The sequence below is a fragment of the Streptomyces sp. YIM 121038 genome, from assembly GCF_006088715.1.
GTDB lineage: Bacteria > Actinomycetota > Actinomycetes > Streptomycetales > Streptomycetaceae > Streptomyces.
In genome coordinates, this window is sequence record NZ_CP030771.1 from 8,631,807 (window position 1) to 8,657,115 (window position 25,309).

The following is a 25,309-nucleotide window of genomic DNA, read 5'->3' on the forward strand; positions in this document are numbered from 1 at the left end:
CCGGCGGCCGTGGCGCGGGGTCCTCGTGCGACCCCAACCGAAGGGCCCCTCGACATGGCCGGTGCGATCCGCATGGCCGGTGCGATCCGCGCGTCCGCCGCCGCGCTCGGGCTGTTGCTCGCGTCGGCCGTACTCGGCGTCGGCCCCGGCCCGGCGACGCCCGCCGCCGCCGTGGACACCGGGCGCGGCCACGGAGGCTTCTGCAAGGCGGGCGAAGGCGTCACCGTCGTCGTGGACTTCCGGGAACTCGGCGGGACCACCCTCGTGCGGTGCGCCGTCGGCTCCCAGCGGACCGGCCTCGCCGCGCTCAAGGACGCGGGCATCCGGGTCACCGGCACCAACCGCTGGGGCGAGTCCTTCGTCTGCCGCCTGGAGGGCAAGCCGGGCGCCGACCGCGAGCCCTGCGTCGACACCCCGCCCGCCAAGGCCTACTGGTCGTACTGGCACGCCTCCAACGGCGGCCGCTGGACCTACAGCCAGTACGGAGCCACCTACCGCACCCCGCCGAAGGGCAGCTTCGAAGGCTGGTCGTTCTCCTTCGGCCGGGACCAGGGCGAGGCCCCCGCGCCGCGCGTGGCACCCCGGCGCCCCGCCGCCCCCGGCGGCGGTGGCGGCGGGGGAGCGGGCAGCGACGGGCACACCGGAGGTGGGCACACAGGCGGCGGGCGGGGCCCCGCAGCGCCCGACCGCGGCACCACACCCGACCTCCCGGACCAGGTGCAGCCGCCCGCCGGAGGAGGCCCCGGCCCCGGTGGTGGCAACGGAGCCCGGCCGCCCGCCGACGGCGGCGGCCTGGCGAAGCCGCCCGGGCACAAGAACGAGAAGGACGGCGCGCGGGACGCCAAGGGCAAGAAGGGCGAGGACGCCCGGAAGGGCAAGGACTCCGGCGAGAAGAAGCGCACCGAGCCGTCCCCGCCCGCCGGCTCCGGCTCCGGCCCCGCGCCGGAGCCGAGCGAGGCCGCCGACTGGACCGGCGGCGAGGACACCCGGACCGTGTCGGCGAGCAAGGACGAGGGGGTGCCCACCGGCACGGTCGTCGCCGCGGCCGCCGCCGTGGCGCTCGCCGTCGCCGGGGGAGTGACGGCCCGGCGCCGTCGCGGACGCGCCTCGGGCGGTGCGCCGTGACCCGTCTCGCCCGGTCGGTCCACCCGGGTGCCTGGTGGCTGTGGGCGCTCGGCATGGCCGCCGCGGCGAGCCGCACCGCCAACCCGGTGCTGCTCGTCCTGATCCTGGCCGCGGTCGGCTTCGTGGTCGCCCAGCGGCGCGACGACGCGCCGTGGGCGCTCGCGTTCCGGATGTACCTGAGCCTCGGCGCGTTCATCGTCGTGATGCGCGTCGGCTTCCGGATCGTCTTCGGCGGCGGCCAGGGCGACACCGTCCTCGTCACGCTGCCGGAGGTGCCGCTGCCCCAATGGGCCGCCGGAATCCGCCTGTTCGGACCCGTGGCCGCCGAGCAGCTGCTCGGCGGCCTGTACGACGGGCTGCGGCTCGCCACCATGGTGGTGTGCGTCGGCGCGGCCAACGCCCTCGCCAACCCGAAGCGGATGCTCAAGGCGCTGCCCGGCGCGCTCCACGAGATCGGCACCTCCGTCGTCGTCACGCTCACCGTGGCGCCGCAGCTGGTCGAGAGCGTGCAGCGGGTGCGCAGGGCCCGGCTGCTGCGCGGCTCCACGGTCAAGAAGGGCTACCGCGGCATCGGCGCGCTGCGCGGCATCGTCGTCCCCGTCCTGGAGGACGCCATGAACCGCTCCCTGGCCCTCGCCGCGGCGATGGCCTCGCACGGCTACGGCCGCACCGGGCGCGCCGACCCGCGCACCCGGCTGCTCACCGGCGCGCTGGTCATCGCCGGGCTGCTCGGCGTGTGCGGCGGCCTGTACGGCGCGCTGGGCGCGAGCACGCCGCCCTACCTCGGCACGCCGCTGCTGCTCGCCGGACTCGCCCTGGCCGTGGCCGGGTTCGTGCTCGGCGGGCGCCGCGTCACGCGCAGCACGTACCGGCCCGACCCGTGGCACGGCGCCGAGTGGACCGTGGCCGCGTCCGGGCTCGCCGCGGGCGTGCTGATGTACGTCGTCTCCCGCACGGACGCGGCCTCCCTCTACCCCTCGCTCTCGCCGCTCGCCTGGCCCGAGGTGACCGCGCTTCCCGCGCTCGCCGCCCTGGCCGGAGTGCTGCCCGCCCGGCTCGCGCCCGCACCGCCGCGCGCCGCGCCCCGACCGGGGGAGGCCGCCGCGTGATCCGCTTCGAGCACGTCACCCTCACCTACGCGGGTGCTCCCGAGCCTGCCCTGCGCGACGTCGACCTGACCATCGGCGAGGGCGAGCTGTGCCTGGTCACCGGGCGGACCGGAGTCGGCAAGTCGACCCTGCTCGGTGCCGTCAACGGGCTCGTGCCGCACTTCACCGGCGGCCACCTCCAGGGCCGCGTCAGCGTCGGCGGCCGCTCCACGGCCGAGGCGCCGCCGCAGGAGTTCGCGCACGTCGTGGGCGTGGTCGGACAGGACCCGCTCGCCTCCTTCGTGACCGACACCGTCGAGGAGGAACTGGCGTACGGCATGGAGCAGCTGGCCGTCCCCGCCGCCGTCATGCGCAAGCGCGTCGAGGAGACCCTCGACCTGCTCGGCATCGCCGAGCTGCGCCGGCGCGCGCTGCGCACCCTCTCCGGCGGGCAGCAGCAGCGCGTCGCCATCGGCTCCGTCCTCACCGCGCACCCCAAGGTCCTGGTCCTGGACGAACCGACGTCCGCGCTCGACCCCACCGCCGCCGAGGACGTGCTCGCCGCCGTCACCCGGCTCGTCCACGACCTCGGCACCACCGTCCTGGTCGCGGAGCACCGCGTGGAACGCGTGCTCCAGTACGCCGACCGGCTCGTGCACCTGACCCGCGACGGCCGGGTCCGCGAGGGCGACCCGGCGGAGCTGATGCGCGACAGCGACGTCGCGCCGCCCGTCGTGCGCCTGGGGCGGCTCGCCGGGTGGGAGCCGCTGCCGCTGTCGGTGCGCGACGCGCGCCGCAGGGCCGCCGCGCTGCGCACCCGGCTCACCGGGCACACCCCGGCCACCGCCCCCGCGACCCGGGGCGAACCCGCCCTGGCCGCACGGCGGGTCACCGTCGCGTACGCCGACACCGTCGCCGTCCGCGAGCTGGACCTGGACCTGGCGGGCGGCGAGGTCACCGCCCTCATGGGCCGCAACGGCTCCGGCAAGTCCTCGCTCCTGTGGGCGCTCCAGGGCTCGGGGCCCCGCCGCTCGGGGACGGTCGACGTGGCCGGCGCCGACCCGGGGAAGGTCGCGGCCCGCAAGGCCCGCGCACTCGTCGGGCTCGTCCCGCAGACCGCGAGCGACCTGCTCTATCTGCACACCGTGGACGCCGAGTGCGCCCAGGCCGACCGGGAGTCGGACGCCGCCGACGGCACCTGCCGGGCGCTGCTCGACGCGCTCGCGCCCGGCATCCCGGGCGACCGGCACCCGCGCGACCTGTCCGAGGGACAGCAACTCGCCCTCGTCCTCGCCGTCCAGCTCGCCGCCGCCCCCGGCGTCGTCCTCCTCGACGAGCCGACGCGCGGCCTCGACTACCACGCCAAGGAGGCCTTCACCGGCGTCATCCGGCGCCTCGCCGCCGAGGGGCGCGCGGTCGTGGTCGCCACGCACGACGTGGAGTTCACCGCGCGCGCCGCCGACCGCGTCGTCGTCATGGCCGAGGGCGAGATCGTCGCCGACGGCCCGACGGCCGACGTGGTCGTCTCCTCACCCGCGTTCGCACCGCAGGTCGCCAAGGTGCTGAGCCCGCAGGAGTGGCTGACGGTGGAGCAGGTACGGACCGCTCTGGAGGCCGTATGAGCGCCGGGAGACCGTCCCTGACGGGCCGTCATATGCGCGGCGCCCGGCGCCTCCGCGTGCCCGTGCTGCCCCTCGGCGCGCGCACCGCCACCGTGCTCACCCTCGCGAGCCTCGCGGGGCTCGCCATGTTCTTCTGGCCGCTGTTCGCCGCGCCCCGGCCCGAGGGAGTCGCGCACACCGCCGACGCGCCCCTCGTCTTCCTCCTGACGATGCCGGTGCTCCTCGCCGTCGTCCTCGCCGAGATGTCGTCCGGCGGCATCGACACCAAGGCCCTGGCCATGCTCGGCGTGCTCTCCGCGGTCAACGCCGGGCTGCGGCCGCTCGGCGCGGGCACGGCGGGCATCGAGACCGTGTTCTTCCTGCTGGTCCTCGCGGGCCGGGTGTTCGGGCCCGGCTTCGGGTTCGTGCTCGGCTGCACCTCGCTGTTCGCCTCGGCGCTGCTCACCGCGGGTGTCGGGCCCTGGCTGCCGTTCCAGATGATCGCCTCCGGGTGGATCGGCCTCGGCGCGGGGCTGCTGCCCAGGCGGGTGACCGGGCGGGCGGAGATCGCGATGCTCGCCGCCTACGGCGTCGTCGTCGCGTACCTCTTCGGCTTCCTCCTGAACATGTGGTTCTGGCCGTTCACGGCGGGCCCCGACACCGACCTGTCCTTCGTGCCCGGCGCGCCGGTCGGCGAGAACCTGCACCGCTTCGCCGTCTTCACACTCGTCACCTCCACCTTCGGCTGGGACACCGGCCGCGCGCTCACCAACCTCGTCGCCGTCGTCACGCTCGGCCCCGCGGTGCTCGCCGTCCTGCGCCGGGCCGCGCGCCGGGCCGCCTTCGGGGCGCCGGTGACGCTTTCGGCGCCCGCCGCCGACGCCGCCGCGCCGCTTCCGGGCACCGGAGCCGCACCCTCCGGCCGGTTCTCCTCCCCGCCCTTCCTCCGCAAGCACAAGGAGCTTCACCATGCCTCTGTCCGTACGGTCGAGAACGGCGGTGGGGATACCGGTGGCCGCGCTGGCCACGGTGCTCCTTCCGGTCACCGCCCACGCTGAACCCGCGCCACCGGCGGCGGGGGCGGCGCCCGTCCCCAAGGCACCGGCGAGCGCCGCCGCCACCTGGATGGCCTCGAAGCTGACCGACGACGCCCACGCCAAGGGCGACCAGGGGCTGACCGCCGACGTGATCATGGGCCTGGCGTCGGCCGACACCGGCGGCGCCGTGCAGAAGAAGGCCACGGACTGGCTGGAGGCCAACGCCGGGGCCTACATCGAGAGCAAGGGCGGGCCCGGCACCGTCTTCGCGGGCGGCCTCGCCAAGCTCACCCTCGTCGCCGCCGTCGAGCACCGCGACCCGAAGGACTTCGGCGGCCGCGACCTGGTGAAGACCCTCACCGCACGCATGCAGGAGAACGGCCGGTTCACCGACAAGAACCCCACCGGGGACGGCTCCCAGCAGTTCACCCAGTCCCTGGCGGTCCTGGCGCTCCAGCGCACCGGCGGGGCACCGGCGAAGGCCGTCGACTTCATCGCCGAATCCCACTGCCCGGACGGCGGCTTCCCGCTGGGCCTCGGCGCCACCCCCGCCACGTGCAAGTCCCATGTGGACAGCACCGGCCTCGCCGTGCAGGCCCTGCTCGGGTCGGGCCGCACGGCCGCCGTGCGGCCCGCGCTCGACTGGCTGGTGAAGAGACAGCTGCCCGACGGCGGCTTCCCCGACAACTCCATGGGCTCCGGCGCGAAGGCGAACTCCAACAGCACCGCCCTCGCCGTCCAGGCCCTCGCGGCCGGCGGGCGCACCGAGGCCGCCGCCAAGGGCGTGGCCTGGCTCAGGTCCCGCCAGGTGAACTGCTCGGCCCCGGCCAAGGACCGGGGCGCGGTCGGCTTCCTGGAGCCGAAGGCCGACGGCATGGCCCTGCGTGCCACCGCCCAGGTCGTGCCCGCCCTCGCGGGCAGGTCCCTGGCCCAGGTGGACGCCGCCGACTCCGCCCCGGACCTCGAAAAGATCACCTGCGTACCGGGTGGCGGCACTCCGGGCGGCGACGACGGCGGCACCTCCGGCGGCAACGGTGACGACGGCGGCACGGACGGCGGCGGAAACGGCGGCGACGACGGCGGCACCGGTGGCACCGGCGGTGGAAACAACGGCGGTGGCGACACCGGCGGCACCGGCTCCGGCGGCGGAGGCGGCGACACCACGACCGGCGGCTCGGACGACGACACGACGGGCGGCGGCACGACGGACGGTGGCAACGCGCCCGCCCCGCAGACCGGCGGCACCCCCGGCGGCGGCGATGTCGGCGGCTCCGGAACCCAGCCCGTGGGCGACCCCGGCGGCAGCCTCGCCTCCACCGGCACCTCCTCCCTGCCGATGACGGCCACCGCGGGCGCCCTGCTCGCCGTCGGCGCGACGGCCGTCCTGGTGGCCCGGCGCCGCCGCGCCACCCCCTGAACCTCACTCCCCAGCACCAGCAACTCCGCACCTACGCACCTACGCAAGGAGAACCATGAACCACACCTCGACGCTGTCGCCCGCCCGAAGAGCCGCCCTCGTCGCCGGCGCCCTGGGCCTGGCCCTCGCCGTCACCCCGGTCGCCGAGGCGGCGCCCGCGAAGGCGACCGCCAACACGGCGGTCAAGGTGACCGTCACCGTGAAGGGGCCCACCAGCACCCTCTTCAACGGCAGCGTCACCACCAAGGGGCACTCCGTGACCACGGCCACGGGCGGCACCCACAAGTGCGACGGCACCAACAACGAGGCCAACACCTCCGCCGGGCCCACCCCGACGGCCGCCCTCGACGACGCCGCCAAGAAGCAGGGCTTCACCTGGGACGGCACCTGGTACCCGTCCTTCGACGACTACTTCGTCACCACCATCGGCGGCCACAACGGCGGCAACGCGTACTACTGGAACATCGCCGTCAACGGCGAGGCCACTCAGGTCGGCGGCTGCCAGCTGCACATCAAGGCGGGCGACAAGGTCGCCTTCACCTGGACCAAGGTCAACCCGGCCCGCTGACCGGCCCGCTGACCGGACGGCGGCGGGCGGCGGCCCCGCAGGCCGCCGCCCGCACGGCGCGGGCCCGGCGCATCGCACCGCGCCGGGCCCGCGCCCGCCCCTCACAACAGCGCCTCCTCGTCGAGCAGGCTCAGCAGATAGCGCCCGTACCCGCTCTTGAGCAGCGGACCGCTCAGCGCCCGCAGGCACGCGTCGTCGATGTAGCCGCAGCGCCACGCGACCTCCTCCACGCAGCCGATCTTCAGGCCCTGGCGCTCCTCGATGACGCGCACGTACTCCGACGCCTGGACCATCGCCGTGAACGTGCCGGTGTCCAGCCAGGCGGTGCCCCGGTCCAGGACCGTCACGGACAGCGCGCCGCGGCGCAGGTACGCCTCGTTGACGCCGGTGATCTCCAGCTCGCCGCGCTCGCTCGGGCGCAGGCCCGCGGCGATGTCGACGACGCGGTTGTCGTAGAAGTACAGACCGACGGCGGCGTAGCGGGACTTGGGCTTGGCGGGCTTCTCCTCGATGGACAGGGCCGTGCCGTGCTCGTCGATCTCGACGACGCCGTAGGCCGTGGGGTCGGCCACGGGGTAGGCGAAGATGCGGCCGCCCTCGGGGGCGGTGTGCTCGCGCAGCTGCACGCCGAAGCTGCGGCCGTGGAAGATGTTGTCCCCGAGGATCAGGGCCACGGGCTCGCCGCCGATGAAGTCGGCGCCGATGAGGAAGGCCTCCGCGATGCCCCCGGGGCGGTCCTGCGTCCGGTAGGTGAGGCTCAGGCCGAGGTGCGAGCCGTCGCCGAGCAGCCGCCGGAAGTCGTCCTCGTCCTCGCGCGTGGTGATGACGAGGATCTCGCGGATTCCGGCCAGCATCAGCGTGGACAGCGGGTAATAGACCATGGGTTTGTCGAAGACCGGCATGAGCTGTTTGGAAACGGCCTGCGTGACCGGCCACAGACGGGATCCTGTGCCACCTGCAAGTATGATTCCGCGCATTGCTGACGGCGGGCCGGACGTTCTTACGGACCGGCCCTTTCCTCCCTTCCTGTTCGGGGTCCCTACCGCGGTACCCCCGTCCGTGTGTATCTTTTCTCCATGCGGATTATTGTGACGGGCGGTGCCGGTTTCATCGGGTCCGAATTTGTCCGGTCCATGTTGTTGGCGCCGGGCGCGGCGCGCGACATCCGTATCACGGTCCTGGACAAGCTGACGTATGCCGGAGTGCGGGAAAACCTGGACCCGGTCGCGGGCCATCCCCGCCACACCTTCGTGCACGGGGACATATGCGACGGCGCGTTCCTGGACGAGGTGGTGCCGGGGCACGACGTGGTGGTGCACTTCGCCGCCGAGACCCATGTGGACCGGTCCATCACGGGCTCCGCCCCGTTCGTGACGACGAACGTCCTCGGGACGCAGCTGCTGCTCGACGCCGCGCGCCGGCACGGCGTCGGCCGGTTCCTGCACGTGTCGACCGACGAGGTGTACGGCTCGATCCCGGTCGGCTCCTGGTCCGAGGAGAGCCCGCTCGCTCCCAACTCGCCGTACGCGGCCACCAAGGCGGGCTCCGAGCTGCTCGCGCTCGCCTGCCACCGCACGCACGGCATGGACGTGGTGGTGACCCGCTGCTCGAACAACTACGGGCCGTACCAGTTCCCCGAGAAGGTCATCCCGCTGTTCATCACCCGCCTGATGGACGGCGGCAAGGTGCCGCTGTACGGCGACGGACAGCACGTCCGCGACTGGCTGCACGTGTCGGACCACTGCCGGGGCATCGAGCTGGCGCTGCGCCACGGCAGGGCCGGGGAGGTCTACCACATCGGCGGCGGCACGGAGCTGACGAACGAGCGGCTGACCGGGCACCTGCTCGCCGCGACCGGCTGCGGCTGGGAGCGGGTCGAGCGCGTCCCCGACCGCAAGGGGCACGACGCGCGGTACTCCCTGGACTGCACCAAGGCCGCCACCGAGCTGGGGTACGCGCCGCTCGTCGGCTTCGAGCGCGGCCTCGCCGAGACCGTCGCCTGGTACGCGGACCACCGTTCCTGGTGGGAGCCGCTGAAGCGGCGCGCGGCCCTGCGCACTCCGGCGTAACCACCGCGAGGACGCCCCCGCCCGCCCGCTCACGACGGCATCCGGGCGGGCGCCCCCGCGGCGGCCAGCGTGCCCGTGAGCCCGTCCGCGAGGCCGATCCGGGCCCGCCAGCCGATCTCCCGCCGGGCGGCCGTCACGTCCAGCCACACGTCCGACCGGTCGAAGCTCCGGGCGGGTTCGCGCCGTACGTCGAGGGCGCGGCCCGCCGCCCGCTCGAAGTGCCGGTGCAGCTCGTCGAGCGAGGTCGGCACGCCGGAGCCGACGTTCAGGGTCGTCGGCCCGGGCGCGGCCCGCAGCCGGTCGGCCCGCCGGTGCACCGCGAGCAGGGCGGCGCACACGTCGGCGACGTGCACGTAGTCCCGCCGGGCCCGGCCGATCAGCGTCAGCGCCCGGCCCGCCCGCACGGCCGCGGCCCAGTGCGGGACCACCCCGAACCCCGCGCCCGCCGGCTGCCCGGGGCCGTAGACGTTGGCGAGCCGGAGGATCACCGGCGCCGCCCACTCGGCGCTGACCAGGGCCCGCTCCTGGGCGAGCTTCATCGTGCCGTACGCCGTGACGGGCCGGGTCGGGGCGTCCTCCCGGTACGGCGCCCCGGCGTCGGGGTCGTACACGGTCCCGCCCGAGCTCGCCAGGACCACCAGCGGCCGGTGGGCGGTGCCGCGCAGCCCCCACAGGAGCAGTTGCAGGTTCCAGTAGTCCTGCGCGGCGAGCCGGGGCTCCCGCTCCGCCCGCGCCGGTGTCACGCCGCCCGCCACGTAGAAGACCGTGTGCGACCGCAGCAGGGCGCGGTGCACCCGGTCGCCCTGCATGAAGGGGCGCTGCCGGGTGAAGGAGCACGTCCGCACGCCCGCCGCGTCGAGCGCCGCGCGGAGGTTCCTGCCGATGAAGCCGGAACCGCCGACCACGGCGACCCGCGCGGCCGCGGGCGATCCGGCCGCACCGCCTCGGCTCGATGTCATGACGTGGCCCCCACATTCCTCGAAAACCGCTTCCTGATATGTATTCGCGGGCATGCCTGATAAACGGCTCCGGGTAATTCTCGGGAGCCGAAAAGGGCTGCTCTTTAATTCTGGCCGCAGGTTGACAGTGCGTCGTACGGCGCTTAAAAATTGTGCACGCATCCCCCTTTCTCGCGTGCTTTCCACGCGTCCGGCAGCCGTATTGACGAAGGAGGTCCGCCATGCGCGGAGCCATCATTGGATTCGGCACCATCGCCATGGGGCACATGGTCGGCTATTCGCGGGTGCAGGATTTATCCATCGCCGCGGTCGTCGATGTGTCGAAGGAACGGCGGAGCCATGCGGAGGAGTCGTTCGGACTCCCCGCCTACAGCGACTTCGCCAAGCTGGTCGCGAACGAGACCCTGGACTTCATCGACATCTGCACACCGCCGAGCAGCCACGCCGAGTACTCGGCGCTCGGCCTCGCCCACGGGCTGCACGTCCTGTGCGAGAAACCGGTCTTCCTGCCCGACGAGGACGGCTACGCGGGCCAGTTGGGCCGGATCCGCGCCAGCGACCGCGTCTACTACCCGTGCCACGTCTACAAGTACGCGCCCGTGCTCGCGGCGATGAAGGAGCGCATCGCCGCACCCGGCTTCGGCAAGGTCGTCGGCGCCCACTTCCGCACCCTGCGCGCCGGACACGCCAAGGGCGTGCCCGACTGGCGGCCGCACTGGCGGCGCGAGCCCGGCACGTCGCACGGCGGCATCCTGCGCGACCACGGCCCGCACAGCGTGTACCTCGCCATGAACCTGACAGGCCTGACCCCGATGTCGGTGTCCTGCCTCACGGGGCGCCTGCGGGAGGGCGCCGCGTACGCCGACACCGAGGACACCGCCCTGATGCGGCTGCGGTGCGAGGGCGGCGTCGAGATCGCGCTGCACCTGTCGTGGGCCGCCGGTCATCGCAGCACCGGATACTCGATCATGGGGACCTCCGGTTCCGTGGTCGTCGACGGTGACGACCTCACCTACGCGGCGGACGGCGACGTGGTCCGCACGTCCATCGAGTCCGGCTTCGACGACCCGTCCCACCAGGAGTGGTTCGAGCGGATGCTGCTCGACTTCACGGCGGTGGTCGCCGCGCCCGAGCGGGGCCGTGACCTCATCCGCGAGGCGCTGACCACCTCGTTCGTGATCGACGGCGCCTACGCTTCGGCGGCCGACGGCGGCCGGTGGGTCGACTGCCGCGTGCCCGAGGCGCTTCTGAACCCGGCCTGACGGAGCGTCAAGGCCACGGTCGGGGAAGTGCGGTGGTCCCGTGCCGGAGCACGGGACCACCCGCTAGCCCGCGCGACGGGCGGCGAACATCGCCCGCACGTGCTGTTCGAGCCCCCGGTCCAGCTCGAAGCCGAGCCACCGCCGGCGCAGCCGCTCGGCGGCGAAGCAGGTCGCCCCGCTGCCCGCGAACGGATCGAGGACCAGGTCGCCCGGCTCGGTCAGGAGCTCCACGAACAACTCCGGGACCACCGTGGGCCAACGGTCCACATAGGGGTGCAGAGACGTTTCAGCCAGGACCTTCTCGTACGCCTGGTCGTAGACGCCCGACGTGTCGAACTCCAGCAGATTGCCCCGGACGAAGGGCTGTCGCGCCGGGTGCCGCAGCGCCGCGACGTCGTAGTGCACGTCGTGCGTGCGCGCCATGACCCAGATGGGCGTGATGGAGTCCGGGGCCCGTGCCGCGCCGTCCGGCTCCGGGTTGAGCAACTGCGGGTTGTAGTAGTAGAAGTCCTGCACCAGGCGCCAGCCCGCCGCGGCCAGGGCGTGCACGGCACCGGCGTGCTGCACCGCCTTGCCCGGCGCGTCGGAGAGCCAGATGCCGCCCAGCTCGAACGCGACACAGCCGTCCGGGCGCAGCACCCGGTCGAACTGCTGGAAGAACGGCAGGATCCAGTCGAGGAACTCCGCCCCCGTGCGGTCCTCGTCGGCGATGAGCCGCGGGCCCTCGAAGGGCGGCGAACAGACCACCGCGCGCACGCTGCCGTCGGGCACCCCCTCCAGCAGCGCGAGGCTGTCCCCCCAGTAGTAGGAGCCGTGTTCGGCCCCCAGAGCGCAGCGGTCCCCCGCCACAGTCGTCGTCTCGGTCACCACGGGACCCTCTCCCTTCCCTGTCGTCGTTGCGTACCGCGGCTGGTCCGGGCGGCTCACTCCGAGGCCCAGGCGATCGCGCCCCGCTCCTCGGGGGCGACGGTCTCGCCGCTGTTGGAGTAGCCGCCCAGGTAGTAGCGGAGCGTCGCGCGCCCCGTGCACACCATCGGCTCCGCGCGCTGCACGAGGCGGTAGTAGAGCTTGTCGTCCTCGCTGACCAGGCCGTCCGCGTCGGCCGCCGAGAACTCCTCCTCGAAGGGCACGTCGAGCAGCAGCTCCCGGGCGAGCAGCCAGGCGCTGGTGTCCACGGGCACCTCGAACGTCCCCGGCCGGTCCTTGATGACGTTGGAGCCCGGTACGCAGATGCCCTTGGCCACGTAGTCCGCGTACATCCGCTCCGCCTCGGCGACGCTGTTCGCCCACGGCCAGCGCGGTTCGAGGTACGGGGCGCCGTCCTTGTCGTGGAGGCCGACCTCGCTGTACACGGCACGCGCCGCGTGCGCGCGGGCCTGGTCGAGCAGGGACTGGAGGTGGTCGGGCGTCCACTCGTTGTCGTCGTCGAGGAAGGCGATCCAGGAGGAGCCGGAGAGCCGCACCCCCAGGTTGCGCAGGCGCGAGGACCGGCCGGGGCCCGACTTCTCGTGCGGCTCGCGCGGCACGTAGCGGATCTCGCAGCGCGGGAACGCGTCCGTCACCTCGCGCAGCGCGGTGAGCGTCTCCTCGCTGTCGTCGATGAGGACGAGGTGGCGCACCGGCACGTCGGTCACCTGGGCGCGGACGCTGCGCATGGCCCGCTGCACGAGCACCGGCCGGTAGCGGGTGAGGGTGACGACGGTGATGCTCTCGCCGCCCTCCTCCGGTGCCGCCCCGCCGGGCGCATTCTCGTTCGCCGTCATGTCAGGCACCTCCCACCGGCGCCGACAGGGACCGCTCCACGCAGCCGTCATCGGCGGTGATGTCGTCCTTGCAGACCTCGAGGAACGGGTAGTCGACCAGCTCCTCCAGCTGCTCGGTCACCTGCCATCCCGCGCGCGGGCGCTCCTGGTGCGGATGCAGCTTGCCGACGCTGCCCAGGCAGTTCCGGCAGGCCCGCAGCGGATCGGCGCCGGTGAGGAAGCGGTGCAGGCGCTTCAGGAAGTCCGGTCCTTCCTCGATCCGCAGGCCGTCGACGTGCGGGTCCCAGCCGCCGTCGCGCAGCTGCGGGGGCATGAACACGCTCTGCGGGCAGCGGTAGAGCCAGCCGTCGTAGACCGTGTGAGAGTTCCAGAAGTGGGCGAGCTTGCAGGTGTCGAAGACGTCCCGCACCAGGCCCGGCGCGTCCGTGCCCGACTCCGAGTACACCGCGCGGAAGTGCCCGTAGTAGTTGACGAGCAGGGAGACCCCGTGGTCCCGGGCCAGCGCGCGGTACCGCTCGACCTCCTCGGGCGGGAGCGTCCGGCTCGGGTAGACGGAGATCTCCAGGGAGTCCACGGCCTCCCAGAAGCGCTCCGGTGCGCGGTGCAGGAGCGTGCCGTTGGTGGCCACGAGGATCGTGTCGGAGATCCCGGTGGCCCGCACCGCCTCGATGAGGCCGACGACGTCCGGGTGCAGCAGCGGCTCCCCGCCCATGATCTTCGCGTACGAGGCGTGGTAGCTCCTGGAGAGGACACTGAGGGTGTCGTGGATCTCCGCGGGGTCGGCGTTCTCGCGGCGGTACAGCGGTGAGAGGTGGGCGCAGGACTGGCAGCGCATGTTGCACTGGAGGCTGGCGTTGACCTCGATGCCCTCCGGGTTGACCACCTTGCCGTCGGCCAGGCGCACGCTCATGCCCGGCCCCTCTCCGCCCCGTCCCCGAGCTGGTCGAGGTGGGTGACGACCTTCTCGACGGCGGTCGCGATCGCCTCCACGTCCCGCTCGGTGCCGAGCAGCGCCTGGTGGAGGAAGGCGAAGCAGGTGCGGTACGCGGCCGTCGCCGCGGGCAGGTCGAACCGGGCGGGGTCCAGGCCCCGCCGCGCCTCGCCCGAGCCGGGGGTGCGCGGGGACTTGAGCGGCACGTACAGCGGATTGGCGTTCAGCGGTGTGTCGAGGGTCTCGAAGAACATGTTCAGCTCGGCGGACATGGCGTCCACGACGCGGTCGACGGGCACCGGGCCGAGCAACTCCGCGTCCAGGCGGATGACGAAGTCGTAGTAGGTGCGCCGGGTCAGACCGGGCGGCGCGGGCAGCGTGGACACGCCCGGGATCTGCGCGAGCAGGTCGGTGAGGGCGGCGGCGTTGCGCTCCCGGCGCACGCTCTGCTCCTCCAGGAACTCCAGCTGGCTGAGCGCGACCGCCGCGTGGAACTCGGACATGGAGTGGTTGTGGCCCTCGACCGCGCCGACGTCCTCCAGTTCGAGCTGGCCCGCGACCGGCCGGGCGGTGTAGCGCCGCCCGTTGGCGCGGTACTGCTGGAGGCGGTCGTGCAGGTCGGCCGACGTGGTGAGGACGACGCCGCCCTCGCCGCAGGTGAGCACCTTGGTCTGCTGGAGGCTGAACACCCCGATCGTGCCGAAGGTGCCCACCTTGCGCCCGCGCCACTCCGCCGCGTGCGCCTGTGAGCAGTCCTCGATGACGGGGATGCCGGTGCTCTGCGAGAGCTCCTGGAACGCGTCGACGTCGGCGGCCGAGCAGTAGGCGTGCACGACGAGGATCGCCCGGGTCCGGTCGGTGACCGCGGCCTTCGCCGCGTCGGCCGAGATGCTCAGGGTGTGCGGGTCCACGTCCACCAGGACCGGCGTGGCGCCGAGCGCGTGCGCGGCCGACGCGCACGCCACCCAGGTCAGGCCCGGCACGATGACCTCCGTGCCGGGGCCGACGCCGAGTGCCTCCATGGCGATGGTGAGCGCGGCCGAGCCGTTCGTGGTGGGCACCGCGTAGGGCGTCACACCGGGGGCCGCGTGGTAGGCGGCGAACGCTTCGGAGAAGCGCCGCTCGAAGCTCGGGGTGCCGGTGTAGACGCCGCTGACCGCCCAACGCCCGGACGTGGCGGCCGCGTTGAGCAGGGTCAGGGTGGACTCGGGCGCCTGCGGCCAGGCGGGCCAGGCACCGTCGTGGACCGGGGTGCCGCCGAGCAGGGCGAGGGGTGAACTGCGTACCGCTGACATGTGTGTCCCCTTGGTCGTCAGGAACGGGGGTGCGAGAACGGGACGTACGGGAAGAGCGGTTGAGCGGTCAGGCCCGTGCCGCGGACGGGGCCGCGAGGAGCTCCCTGCGGGCCGCCTCCACCTCCTGAAGGAGCTCCTTCGCGCGCGACGGCTCCCGCAGGAAGGACACGAACGCCGCCATGCCGGTGTCCGAGAGCTCCCAGGTGGTGTCGAGGTCGTAGAACTGCCCCAGGTGGTCGGCGCCCCGGACGATCTCCATGCCCTTGGTGACGTGCCGCCCGCCCCGGGCCACGTCGACGTCGGTGCGGGTGGGCAGCGTGGTGAGCCGCTCGATCGTCAGCTGCTGCACCTCGCGCGACCCGAGGTGGGCGAGGAACGCGGTGGCCTCGACGGGCGCCTCGCTGGTCCCGGTCACGAAGTACCCGTCGACCGGGGTGTCCTCGCCGACGGGCAGGCCAGGATCGATCAGGGGGAAGCGGAAGAAGTCGATGTCCGGCTCGCCGGGCGGGGTGTACTCGTCGGTCGCGTAGGCGCCCACGAGCGTCATGCCCGCCTCACCGCGCAGCACCGCGGCGACGGCCTCCTCCTCGTCGTACGCCGCCGGGTCGCCGAGGAACCAGCCGCTCTCGACGAGGCGCTGCCAGAAGGCGAACACCTTGGTCACGCGCGCGTCGGTGTACGGCACGCGCAGCGCCATCAGGTCCTGGTGGAACGCGGGCCCGTTCAGCCGCATGTCGAGGTAGTCGAACCAGGCGGCGGCCGGGCAGCGGTGCCGGGCCCCGAGGGAGAACGGGGTGAGGCCGGCGCGGCGCAGCACGGCGCAGGCGTCCGTGAGGTCCTGCCACGTCTCGACCGGCGTGCGGATGCCGAGCTCGGCGAAGACCGAGGGGCGGTAGTACACCGCCCACCAGTAGTGCGAGGTCGGCAGGAAGCACGACGGGCCCATGCCGCCCGTCATGGAGTTGAACCTCGGCAGGTACACATCGGCGAAGCCCTCCGCCCGCCACATCGCGGAGATGTCGAGCATCAGCCCCTGGTCCACCAGGGCGCGCATGCGGTTGCCCGCGAACCAGGTCATGACGTCCGGCGGGCGCTCGCCGGTGAGCCCGGCGTGCAGCAGGGCGCGCAGCTCCTCGTGGTCCTGGACGGCCAGGTCCACCGGGCAATCGGGCCGCCGCTCGTTCCAGCGGGCGACGACCTCGTCCGCGAAGCCGCGCATGAGGGGGGAGGTGTGGTCGGTGAGGAAGCTCAGGGGCATACGGACTCCTCAGGCCGGGGACGGACCGGACGCGGCGGCGAGGACGCGGCGGAAGACGTCGACCGCGGCGGCCGCCTCGCGCCCGAAGTCGCCGAACTCGTCCTCGATGGTGAGTCCGCCCCGGTGCCCCGCGGCGAGCAGGGCCGTCACGAACTCCTTCTGCGCGCCTTCGTGGAAGTCACCGCTGCCGCGCGGCACGGACGAGGTGTGCGCGTGCCCGATGGCCGGACCCGCGGCGGCCACCTCCTCGGCGATGGGCAGCTGCTCGCTCAGGATGTGGAAGCAGTCGGTGGTGATCCGCACGTCCGCCCCGGTGAGGCCGTCGACGACCTCCCGCGCCTCGGCGCAGGAGTTCACGAAGTTGGTCTCCGTACGGTTCAGGGGTTCGAGGGCGAGCGTCATGCCGCGCCGGTCGCACTCCTGGTGCGCCCGGGCCAGGAACTCCCTGAACTGCCGCAGGCCCCGGTCGGCGGAGAAGCCGGGCGGGATGCCGCGCGCCTGCCCGCTGCCGAGCACGACCGTGCGCACGCCGAGCGCCGCGCCCCGGCCGCACAGGTCGCCGAACACCTCCAGGGCCGCCGTGTGATCGGCCTCCGGGCCCACGACCCGGCATCCGTAGCGGCGCGGCAGTGGGGACGTCATGGCCTTGAAGGGCAGGCCCACCGCGTCCAGGCGGGCGCACAGGGCGGTGAACTCATCGCCTTCGACACACAGCATGTCTCCTTTGATCTCCAGGTAGTCCAGCGGCAGCCGGGCGGCCTGCTCGGCCTCCGGGGCACCGCGCACCACGCACCCGAGTTCCATGGCGCTCCTCACTTCTGCGTCCGTTGATGCGTCCGTTGCTGCATGCGCTGCTGCGTCATTGCTGTGTCACTGCTGCGTCGACCGGAGTGACCGCATCGACCGGAAGACCGACTCGAAGGCCGCGAGCCCCTCGTCGAGGTGGTCCTCCGGGATGCTCAGCGGGGGATAGATCCGGATCCGGCTGTCGTACGCCATGGCCAGGACGCCCTCGGCGAGGAGGTCCTGGAAGATCCGGCGGGTGACGTCCTTGGGCAGCGGCCGCCGGGTGCCGGGCTCGACGAGCTCCACGCCGACCATGAGGCCCACGTTCGCCGCGTTGCCCACGAACGGGAACTCCTCGGTCCAGGAGGCGAGGCGGCGCGCCACCTTCTCCCCGAGCGCGCGGGCCCGTCCGGGCAGGCCCTCGTCGAGCAGGATCCCCAGGGTGGCCAGGGCGGCGGCGCTGGCCAGCGGGTTGCCGCCGAAGGTGGACGCGGCCGCGCTCGGCTGGCCGAAGGAGGTGCCCTCGACCAGCTCCGAGCGGCTGACGACGGCGCTGGCGGGGACGCCCGACGCCATCGCCTTGCCGAGCACGACGACGTCCGGACGGACCTCGGGGTCGTGCTCGAAGGCGAACAGCGCACCCGTCCTGCCGAAGCCGGTGATGACCTCGTCCAGGATCAGCAGGGCCCCGTGCCGGTCCGCGAGGCGGCGCACGGCCCGCAGATATCCGGCGGGCGGGATGATGTTGCCGTTCGTGCCCTGCACCGGCTCCACGATGATCGCGGCGATGTCCCCGACGGAGCCGTTCTCGATGGACTGCTCGGCGAGGTCCACGCACGCCTGGCCGCAGGTGCTGTGCTCCAGCTGGAGCGGGCAGCGGTAGCAGTAGGCGTACGGCACCTGGTGGGAGCCCGGCGGGAACGGCCCGGAGCGGTGTTTGCGGGGCCCGCCGTGCAGGCTCAGGGCCCCCTGGGTCTTGCCGTGGAAGCCGCCCCAGAAGCTGACGACCTCGTGCTTGCCGGTGGCGGCGCGGGCGAGCTTCACGGCGGCCTCGACCGCCTCGCTGCCCGTCGAGAACATGTGTATCTTGCCGAGCCGCTCCGGGAGTTGGGCGGCGAGCAGCTCGTAGTAGCGGGAGCGCGCGTCGGTGTAGAACGTGCCGACGGCGCACGCGCTCAGCTGCTCCCCGACCTCGGCCAGGAACCTGGGGTGGGCGTGGCCGATGTTGCACACGCCGACGCCGGTGAAGAAGTCGATGTACCGCTTGCCGTCCTTGTCCCACACCTCGGCGTTGCGCGCGCGGTCCACGACGAGACCGGACAGGTCCGTCATGGACTGTCCGCCCGGCAGCCGGTGGCTCCGCTCGAGTGCGATGGTGTGGTGGGTCGACGACGCGGGCATGGCGGTGGGACTCATGCTTCCTTGGGCCTTTCTGCCACGTTTGCGTCCGCTGCGCATTGCCTCTCGCGCTATCTCTTTACATTCCCTTGAAGTTCAGCGCGACTGGTTTCGGGCCGCGCCTCAGCGGCTCTTGCCCGCTTCGCCGCCGAGCCCTTCGGGCGCACACCGGGCGAAGACGCGCTGGAGGACGGCGATGTCCTCCCGGGCGTCCCGCACATCGGTGAGCGGCGGTGTGCCGTCCACGACACAGGAATGGAAGGCCCGCAGTTCCTCGCGGAACGCCTCGTCGTACGAGACCTGGATCCGTCTTTCCACGAGTGCGCCGTCCTCCATGTGCTGGGCGACGACGGGAGTCGGCCAGTGCTTGAGGAAAGGCGAGGGGAACTGAATGCGCACCCGCTGGGCCGGGGAAAGCACCGCGATCTCTTCGAAGTAGTCGCGGACGTCGTCCAGATAGGTCCAGGTGTAGCTGGTGCGCAGGCCGTTCGGATGGGACAGCACCGTCGTCACGGACGGATAGCGGGAGTCCCGCGGCCAGATGTCCGTGAACAGCACGCCGTCCGGCTCTCCCACCAGGGCCCGCAGCGCGTTGACGTCGTGCACCATGCTGCCCAGGAACACGTCGTGGTAGACGAAGCGCAGGGCGTCGGAGACCGGGCCGACCGCCTCGTCGAGCAGCTCCTCCTGGGCCCGGTGAGCCCGCTCGGCGACCGGGCGCGGCACGTCGTCGAAGCGGCGCACGCCGTGCATGGAGATGTACTGGTCCTCGCTGGGGTGCAGGGTGTTGATCTGCGCGTACCGCGGCTCTTCAATGGCGCTGACCAGCTGTTTCCCATACAGGAAGCCGGGGTCGTAGCGCTTCATGTAGGCGACCATGAGACGCACTCCGGCCCGGTCGGCGGCCGCCTCGATCTCGTCGGCCTCGCGGAGCGTGAAGCACAGCGGCTTCTCCACCAGGACGTGCTTGCCCGCCTCGACGGCGGCGAGGACCTGCGGCGCGTGGCTGCCGCCGCTGAGCACGAGGACGGCGTCCACGTCGGTGTCCAGGAGTGCGCGGTGATCCGTGAAGCGGCGCTCGGGCGGCACCCCGTACCGCTCGCCGAGGGCGTCGAGGAGGCCGGGGGAGAGGTCGCTGAGCGCGGTGATCTCGAACTGGTCGGAGAGGCTCCGCAGATAGGGCAGATGCATGATCTGGGCGACGGTTCCGCAACCGATGACGCCCACGCGGACACGTTCTTTCTGCACGGCACCAACTTCTCTCGACAGGAGTGGAGGGGAGCGGTGGAGCAGGGAAACAGGGCAGCACGAAAGGGCCGCACCTGCTGTCCCGGAAAGGGGTGAACCCAACGGCGCACGGCGCCCGGAGGGAAAGAGGTGATGACGTCTGCTTGCTTACGTCACCGATGCTGCTGGGCGGAATTCCACAAAGGTCTCCTCTGTGCCCGGACATCGTTCGGCTAAACGAAACTGACTCAAATCCCCCGTGCTTGGGACGGCACCAAGGCACGTACACGGCAGGCGAGTTCCTGCGTGCCGAGAAGTACCCGGCACGGCTCACACCCTTGGAACGACTTGGTGTTACCTTTACATAGTCGCGTGTACACCACAAGGGGGTTACCCATGTCTTTGGCACATGCCGAGGGCGGTGCCGCTTTACTCGAACTCGCCGTCAGGGCCGCGCGGACGGCCGGTGACCTGCTGTTGGAGGGGGCCGCGTCGGGACCGCCCGAAGTGCGGACCAAGTCGTCCGCCACGGACCTGGTGACCGCCTTCGACCGCGCGAGCGAGGAGCGCGTCGTCGAGGTCCTCACCGCGGCCCGTCCTGACGACGGCATCCTGGGGGAGGAGGGCGGCGAACGCCCGGGCCGCTCCGGGGTGCGCTGGGTGATCGACCCCCTGGACGGCACCGCGAACTTCGTCAGCGGATATCCGGCGTTCGTCGTGTCCGTCGCCGCCGAGCGCGACGGCCGCACCGAGGTGGGCGTCGTGCACGACCCGTCCCGCCGCGAGACGTTCACCGCGGTCCGCGGCCGGGGCGCCGCCCGCGACGGCAGGGCGCTGACCGTGTCCGGCCCCGACCGGCTCGAACAGGCCCTGGTCTCCACGGGGTTCAGCAGCGACCCGGCGGCGCGGGCCCGGCAGGCGGCCCTCGCCGCCCAGGTGGTGCGCCACGTCCGGGACATCCGCAGCAGCGGCTCCGCCGCCCTCGACCTGTGCTGGGTGGCGGCGGGCCGCCTGGGCGCGTACTACGAATCCGGTACGCGCCTGTGGGACCGCGCGGCCGGAGTGCTGATCGCCGAGGAGGCCGGGGCCTGGGTCGGCGGCGGCGCGGCCGGGGAGCCGCCCGGCGACGCGATGACGATCGCGTCCGCCCCGAAGGTGGCGCACGCGCTGCGCGCCCTGGTGGGCCATGCCTGACCCGGTGGAGTCCCCGGCCTCCGGCGTGCTGACGGCACCGGACCCGGGTGCCGAGCGGGCCGTGCGGCACGGGTTCCGGCTGCTCGTCGGCTCCCACGTGCTCAACGAGACCGGGGCGGCGGCGACGCTCGTCGTCCTGCCGCTGACCGCGGTCCTGGCCCTGGACGCCTCGGCCTGGCAGACGGCCCTGATCGAAACCGCCTACTTCTCCGCCTACTTGGTGCTCGGGCTGCCCGCGGGCGCCCTGGTCGAGCGGGCGCGCCCGCGCCGCGTCATGATCGGCGCCGACCTGGTCCGCTGTCTGGCCCTCGCGTCGCTGCCGCTCGCCTGGGCGGCCGACGCGCTGTCCCTGCCGATGGTCTACGCGGTGGCGCTGCTGCTCGGCTGCGCGCAGCTGTTCGGCGACATCGCCGACCACAGCTATCTGCCGCGCCTGGTGCGTGACGAGCAGCTCGTCCAGGGCAACAGCACGCTCCAACTGGTGCGTTCGGGCGCGGAGTTGGGCGGCCCCGGGCTCGGCGGGCTCTCCGTGCAGTGGCTCGGCGCGTACTGGGCGCTCGCGGCGAACGCCATCGGCTCGGCCGTCTCGGCGGTGCTGCTGTGGCGCATCAAGGTGCCCGAGCCCGAGCCGCCCGCGCTCGCGCACGGCCTGGCCCGCCAGACCTGGGAGGGCCTGCGCTTCGTGCGCCGCCAGCCGGTCCTGCGCATGATCGCGCTCTCCGCGGGCCTCAACAACCTCGTCTTCTCCGCCGCCTTCGCGCTGGACGTGGTGTTCCTCAGCAAGGTCGTCGGCATCTCGCCGGGGCTCGTGGGCGTGCTGCTCGCCTCGGGCGCGGTGGGCGCGCTCGCCGGGGCCTGGCTGACGCCGCGCCTCGCCCGGCGCTTCGGCGACGCCCGCACCGTGGTCCTCGCGGTGCCCGTGGCCGCCCCCTTCCTGCTGCTCGCGCCGCTGGCCCAGGACGACTGGCGGGTGCTGCTCTTCGCCCTCGCCCACATCGCCATCAGCGTCGGCGTCACCGTCTTCAACATCCTCCAAGTCACCTACCGGCAGCGGGTGTGCCCGCCGGGCATGCTCAGCCGGGTGTCGGCGATCTTCCGCTGCGCGGTGTGGGGTGCCGCGCCCCTGGGAGCCCTCGCGGGCGGCGCCCTCGCCACGCACCTCGGCGTCCGCCCCGCGCTGTGGACCCTCGCGGCCGCGCTGCTCGCCGTGGCGCCGCTGCTGCTCTGCTCCCCGCTGCGCCGGACCCGGGACTTCGACGTCAACTTCCCCACCGCGCCCTCCAGTTGCTAGCGTGGAGCAATGCAGAATCTTCCTGAAAAGTTTGATGAAACACGTCTATGGGAAGCTTTGCGGGGGTTCGGGGTGTCTCCGTCGCGGGTCACCTATGCCCCGGTGGGATTCGGGGACTACCACTGGACGGTGACCGACGACGACGGCCGGCCGTGGTTCGCCACCGTCTCCGACCTGGAGCACAAGGAGCACTGCGGGCAGGGCGCGGTGGCCGCGCTCAAGGGCCTCCGCCAGGCCATGGACACGGCACTCACCCTCCGGGAGCGCGACGGACTGCGCTTCGTCGTGGCGCCGGTGGCCGCCGCCGACGGCGGTCCGGTCCTGCCCCTGGACGCCCGGTACGCCCTCACGGTGTTCCCGCACGTCCCGGGCCGCGCGGGGGAGTTCGGGCAGCGCCTGTCCGAGGCCGAGCGGGACCAGGTGCTCGACCTGCTCGCGGAGCTGCACGGCCGGACGCCGCCGGACACCACGCCGCCCGCCGCGGTGGAGCCCCCCGGCCTCGACGGCGTCCTCGCGGCCCTCGACGCGTCGGAAGGGCCCTGGTCGGGCGGGCCGTTCGCCGAGCCCGCGCGAAAGCTCCTTCGCGCGCACGAGGCGACGCTCCGCGAGCGCCTGGCCGCCTTCGAGACGCTCGTCGCGCGGGTGCGGGGCCGGGGCGCGCCGCTGGTCGTCACCCACGGCGAGCCGCATCCGGGCAACCTCATCCGCGGCGAGGAGGGCTATCTCCTGGTCGACTGGGACACGGTGGGCCTCGCCCTGCCCGAGCGCGACCTCTCCCTGCTCTCGGACGACCCCGCGGCCCTCGCCCGCTACACCGAGCTGACCGGGCGCACCCCGGACCCGGACGCCCTCGCGCTCTACCGGCTGCGGTGGAGCCTCCTGGACGTGGCCGAGTTCGTGGAGTGGTTCCGCGGCGAACACCAGCGTACGGAGGACACCGAGTCCGCGTGGAAGGGCTTCACGGACACCCTGGAGCACCTGGCGGCGGCGACGAGCGGCTGACCCCACGGCCGCACCCTCCCCGCGCCCGCCCCGACTTCACCGGCCGCGCCGCTGGTCAGACCCCATGAGAGGGTGTACGGACGGCCGGTGACCGAGCCGTGGGGACGGACGAGACAGGAGACAGGCAGATGAGTCGCACACCGGGCGCCCCGGAACCGGCGGAGGCGGCGGAGACGACGGAGGCGTTCGAGCGGTTCGTGGCCCGGCTCGCGGCCGGCCCCACCGGCCCGGAGCACTCGGCGGCCCCGGACGGCTCCGGAGCCGAGCCGCCGTCGTGGCCGGCCCAGCTGGCCGCCGCCCTGTTCCACGGCCAGGACGACCGGACGGCGCGGCACTGGGCGCGGAGCGTGCACACCGCCCTCGGCCGCCTCGAAGGACCGGTGCCCTTCGCCGTCGTCCACGACTGGCACGCCCGCGCCGTGGCGCCGCTCCTGGCCGAGGTGAGCGCCCGGCGCGGCGGCGACGGAGCGGCCCTGGAGTCCGTACGCCGCCTGCACGAGCGGGCCCTGGCCGGGGAGCGGCCGACGCGGCAGGAGTGGACCGAGGCGCTCGGCCCCGCCCTCACCCAGGTCTACGGCTACGCCTACGCGTACGCCGACGCCTACGCCACGGCCTCCGTCAACGCCCGCGAGTACGCGATGGACAACGACTACGGCGAGGAGAAGGCCGCCGAGTTCGCCGCCATGTACGCGAAGCTCAACACCGACGCCAACGCCCGCTCCTACGCCGACGCCAACGCCCTGGCGAACACCCGGGCGCTGGCCGCCGCCTTCGCCGGGGCCGACGGGCAGGCGTTCGCCCGGGCGTATCCGTTCGCGTACGTCCACGCCTACGCGCTCGCCGACGCGGAGCGCGCGGAGCGGACCGGACGCGAGGAGCGGTACCGGGCGGCGTGCGCGCGGCTCGCGGACGGGCTCGGCGCCGCCCTGGACCGCGCCGCGGGCCGAGCCCGCGAGGACGCGTGACGAAGTAGGGACGTGTAAGCGCACATAAGGACGCGCAAGCACATAGACGCGTACGGGCCCGTACGTGCCCGTGAGGAACCGGCGAGGGGGCGCAGGCCGCGGTGGCCTCCGCCCCCTCCCTTCGGGTGTCAGGCCGTGGGCCGGTGACCCGCGATGGCGACGCGCTGGGCGTAGCGCGAGTACGGGAAGTAGTCCCAGATCGCGTGGTGCTGCACACAGCGGTTGTCCCAGAACACCAGCGTGTTCGGGGTCCAGCGGACGCGGCAGCTCAGCAGCGCGGTGTTGGTGATCTGCTTGACGATCATGTCGATGATCGCCCGGCTCTCGCCCTTGGAGAGCTGCTCGATGTGCGAGACGTAGATTTGGTTGACGAAGAGCAGCTTGCGGCCGGTGTCGGGGTGGCGGGCCACCACGGGGTGCGTGTTCACCGGCACGTCGTACTCGGGCGGCGGGGTGGCGCCCTCCCAGGCGAGCAGGCCGTTGTGCACGGCGGTCATCGGGTCCAGGAGCGCCTTCATCGCGGGCGACAGCATCTCGTAGGCGAGGTGCATGTTGGCGAACATGGTGTCGCCGCCGCTGCCGACCTCCGGGGTGCGCGTGACGTACAGCATCGAGCCGAGCGACGGCCGCAGGTCGGCGGTGCCGTCGGCGTGCCAGCCGTGCCCGGCGACGTTCCGCGACTCCGCGTCGGCGCTGATCTCCAGGATGTGCGGGTCGGAGCCCTCGGGGGCGAGCGCCACCGGGTGCAGCTCGCCGAAGTGCTGGGCGAAGCGCTTGTGCTGCTCGCCGTCGATCTCCTGGTCGCGGAAGACGAGGACGTGGTGGCGCAGGAACGCCCGCTTGACCTCGGCGGCCTGCTCCTCGGTGAGCTCCTTGGACAGGTCGAGTCCGGACACCTCGGCGCCGATCACCGGGGTCAGCGCGTCGACCGTGATGTGGTCGTAGACCTCGGGCGGCCGGGTGGTGATGGCTTCGATGGCGTCGAGCGCGAACTGTTCCATGGTGGTGTTCCTCCTGCGGATCGGATGGGTGGGCGGGGCCGGTGCCGGCCCGCGCGGTGCGGCCGTGCGGCG

Annotated in this window: 23 protein-coding genes; 12 read left to right on the top strand and 11 right to left on the bottom strand. The window is 73.2% G+C overall.

From position 1 onward, the window contains the following. Positions 1-54: 54 nt before the first annotated feature. The 6 genes from C9F11_RS36060 to C9F11_RS36085 are packed head-to-tail and all read left to right on the top strand — an operon-like array spanning position 55 to position 6,836. Positions 55-1,125, top strand: a complete 1,071-nt coding sequence (locus C9F11_RS36060; RefSeq protein WP_212767859.1) for a hypothetical protein — start codon at positions 55-57, stop codon at positions 1,123-1,125. After that, complete coding sequence (locus C9F11_RS36065; RefSeq protein ID WP_138963645.1) at positions 1,122-2,234, top strand: CbiQ family ECF transporter T component; 1,113 nt, start codon at positions 1,122-1,124, stop codon at positions 2,232-2,234. Before C9F11_RS36060 ends, C9F11_RS36065 begins: the two co-directional genes overlap by 4 nt. Continuing rightward, the gene (locus tag C9F11_RS36070; protein ID WP_138963647.1) at positions 2,231-3,835 is read left to right on the top strand and encodes an ABC transporter ATP-binding protein; all 1,605 of its coding nucleotides are present in this window, start codon (positions 2,231-2,233) and stop codon (positions 3,833-3,835) included. The genes C9F11_RS36065 and C9F11_RS36070 overlap by 4 nt, the downstream gene beginning before the upstream one ends. 32 nt (positions 3,836-3,867) lie before the next feature. Next, positions 3,868-4,872 carry an ECF transporter S component gene (locus C9F11_RS36075; protein WP_212767927.1) on the top strand — a complete coding sequence of 335 codons (1,005 nt, stop codon included), beginning with the start codon at positions 3,868-3,870 and terminating at the stop codon, positions 4,870-4,872. After that, complete coding sequence (locus C9F11_RS49730) at positions 4,784-6,268, top strand: prenyltransferase/squalene oxidase repeat-containing protein (RefSeq protein WP_138963649.1); 1,485 nt, start codon at positions 4,784-4,786, stop codon at positions 6,266-6,268. Before C9F11_RS36075 ends, C9F11_RS49730 begins: the two co-directional genes overlap by 89 nt. Positions 6,269-6,323: 55 nt before the next feature. Continuing rightward, complete coding sequence (locus C9F11_RS36085) at positions 6,324-6,836, top strand: DUF4430 domain-containing protein (protein ID WP_138963651.1); 513 nt, start codon at positions 6,324-6,326, stop codon at positions 6,834-6,836. A gap of 101 nt (positions 6,837-6,937) precedes the next feature. On the opposite strand, the gene rfbA is transcribed toward C9F11_RS36085, so the two are convergent. Next, complete coding sequence (gene rfbA, locus C9F11_RS36090; RefSeq protein ID WP_138963653.1) at positions 6,938-7,813, bottom strand: glucose-1-phosphate thymidylyltransferase RfbA; 876 nt, start codon at positions 7,811-7,813, stop codon at positions 6,938-6,940. A 99-nt stretch (positions 7,814-7,912) separates the two neighbouring features. On the opposite strand from rfbA, the gene rfbB reads away from it, so the two are divergent. Next, a complete protein-coding gene (gene rfbB, locus C9F11_RS36095; protein ID WP_138963655.1) occupies positions 7,913-8,905 on the top strand; it encodes a dTDP-glucose 4,6-dehydratase in 993 nt (330 codons plus the stop codon). Positions 8,906-8,934: 29 nt separating this feature from the next. Here rfbB and C9F11_RS36100 read toward each other — a convergent pair whose 3' ends face one another. Beyond that, positions 8,935-9,864, bottom strand: coding sequence for an NAD-dependent epimerase/dehydratase family protein (locus tag C9F11_RS36100; RefSeq protein WP_171075946.1), 930 nt, complete (start codon positions 9,862-9,864; stop codon positions 8,935-8,937). Between the two features lie 221 nt (positions 9,865-10,085). On the opposite strand from C9F11_RS36100, the gene C9F11_RS36105 reads away from it, so the two are divergent. Then, on the top strand, positions 10,086-11,126 hold the full coding sequence (locus tag C9F11_RS36105) for a Gfo/Idh/MocA family oxidoreductase (RefSeq protein ID WP_138963659.1): 1,041 nt from the start codon (positions 10,086-10,088) through the stop codon (positions 11,124-11,126). A 63-nt stretch (positions 11,127-11,189) separates the two neighbouring features. Here the strand turns inward: C9F11_RS36105 and C9F11_RS36110 are convergent, their stop codons facing one another. From C9F11_RS36110 to C9F11_RS36145, 8 genes are all read right to left on the bottom strand, one after another. Beyond that, positions 11,190-11,993, bottom strand: a complete 804-nt coding sequence (locus C9F11_RS36110) for a site-specific DNA-methyltransferase (protein ID WP_171075947.1) — start codon at positions 11,991-11,993, stop codon at positions 11,190-11,192. A 56-nt stretch (positions 11,994-12,049) separates the two neighbouring features. Next, positions 12,050-12,889, bottom strand: coding sequence for a glycosyltransferase family 2 protein (locus C9F11_RS36115; protein WP_171075948.1), 840 nt, complete (start codon positions 12,887-12,889; stop codon positions 12,050-12,052). A gap of 1 nt (position 12,890) precedes the next feature. Next, the gene (locus tag C9F11_RS36120; RefSeq protein WP_138963665.1) at positions 12,891-13,799 is read right to left on the bottom strand and encodes a radical SAM protein; all 909 of its coding nucleotides are present in this window, start codon (positions 13,797-13,799) and stop codon (positions 12,891-12,893) included. Next, on the bottom strand, positions 13,796-15,115 hold the full coding sequence (locus tag C9F11_RS36125; protein WP_138963667.1) for a DegT/DnrJ/EryC1/StrS family aminotransferase: 1,320 nt from the start codon (positions 15,113-15,115) through the stop codon (positions 13,796-13,798). The genes C9F11_RS36120 and C9F11_RS36125 overlap by 4 nt, the downstream gene beginning before the upstream one ends. Before the next feature lie 67 nt (positions 15,116-15,182). Then, the gene (locus C9F11_RS36130; protein WP_138963669.1) at positions 15,183-16,373 is read right to left on the bottom strand and encodes an extracellular solute-binding protein; all 1,191 of its coding nucleotides are present in this window, start codon (positions 16,371-16,373) and stop codon (positions 15,183-15,185) included. Positions 16,374-16,382: 9 nt separating this feature from the next. Further along, complete coding sequence (locus C9F11_RS36135; protein WP_138963671.1) at positions 16,383-17,177, bottom strand: TIM barrel protein; 795 nt, start codon at positions 17,175-17,177, stop codon at positions 16,383-16,385. A gap of 66 nt (positions 17,178-17,243) precedes the next feature. Continuing rightward, complete coding sequence (locus tag C9F11_RS36140; protein ID WP_171075949.1) at positions 17,244-18,575, bottom strand: aspartate aminotransferase family protein; 1,332 nt, start codon at positions 18,573-18,575, stop codon at positions 17,244-17,246. A 105-nt stretch (positions 18,576-18,680) separates the two neighbouring features. After that, positions 18,681-19,805 (bottom strand): Gfo/Idh/MocA family oxidoreductase, encoded by a 1,125-nt coding sequence (locus C9F11_RS36145; protein ID WP_138963675.1) that lies wholly within the window; start codon positions 19,803-19,805, stop codon positions 18,681-18,683. Positions 19,806-20,180: 375 nt separating this feature from the next. On the opposite strand from C9F11_RS36145, the gene C9F11_RS36150 reads away from it, so the two are divergent. The 4 genes from C9F11_RS36150 (at position 20,181) to C9F11_RS36165 (ending at position 24,236) form a co-directional block, all read left to right on the top strand. Then, the gene (locus C9F11_RS36150) at positions 20,181-20,978 is read left to right on the top strand and encodes an inositol monophosphatase family protein (protein WP_138963677.1); all 798 of its coding nucleotides are present in this window, start codon (positions 20,181-20,183) and stop codon (positions 20,976-20,978) included. After that, a complete protein-coding gene (locus C9F11_RS36155) occupies positions 20,971-22,269 on the top strand; it encodes an MFS transporter (protein ID WP_138963679.1) in 1,299 nt (432 codons plus the stop codon). Before C9F11_RS36150 ends, C9F11_RS36155 begins: the two co-directional genes overlap by 8 nt. A 129-nt stretch (positions 22,270-22,398) precedes the next feature. After that, a complete protein-coding gene (locus C9F11_RS36160; RefSeq protein ID WP_249402026.1) occupies positions 22,399-23,271 on the top strand; it encodes a phosphotransferase in 873 nt (290 codons plus the stop codon). 128 nt (positions 23,272-23,399) lie between these two features. Further along, entirely contained in the window at positions 23,400-24,236 is an 837-nt protein-coding gene (locus tag C9F11_RS36165) for a SpcZ (protein ID WP_138963683.1), read from the top strand. 128 nt (positions 24,237-24,364) lie between these two features. Here C9F11_RS36165 and C9F11_RS36170 read toward each other — a convergent pair whose 3' ends face one another. After that, positions 24,365-25,237, bottom strand: a complete 873-nt coding sequence (locus C9F11_RS36170) for a TauD/TfdA family dioxygenase (protein ID WP_138963685.1) — start codon at positions 25,235-25,237, stop codon at positions 24,365-24,367. Positions 25,238-25,309 lie beyond the last annotated feature (72 nt).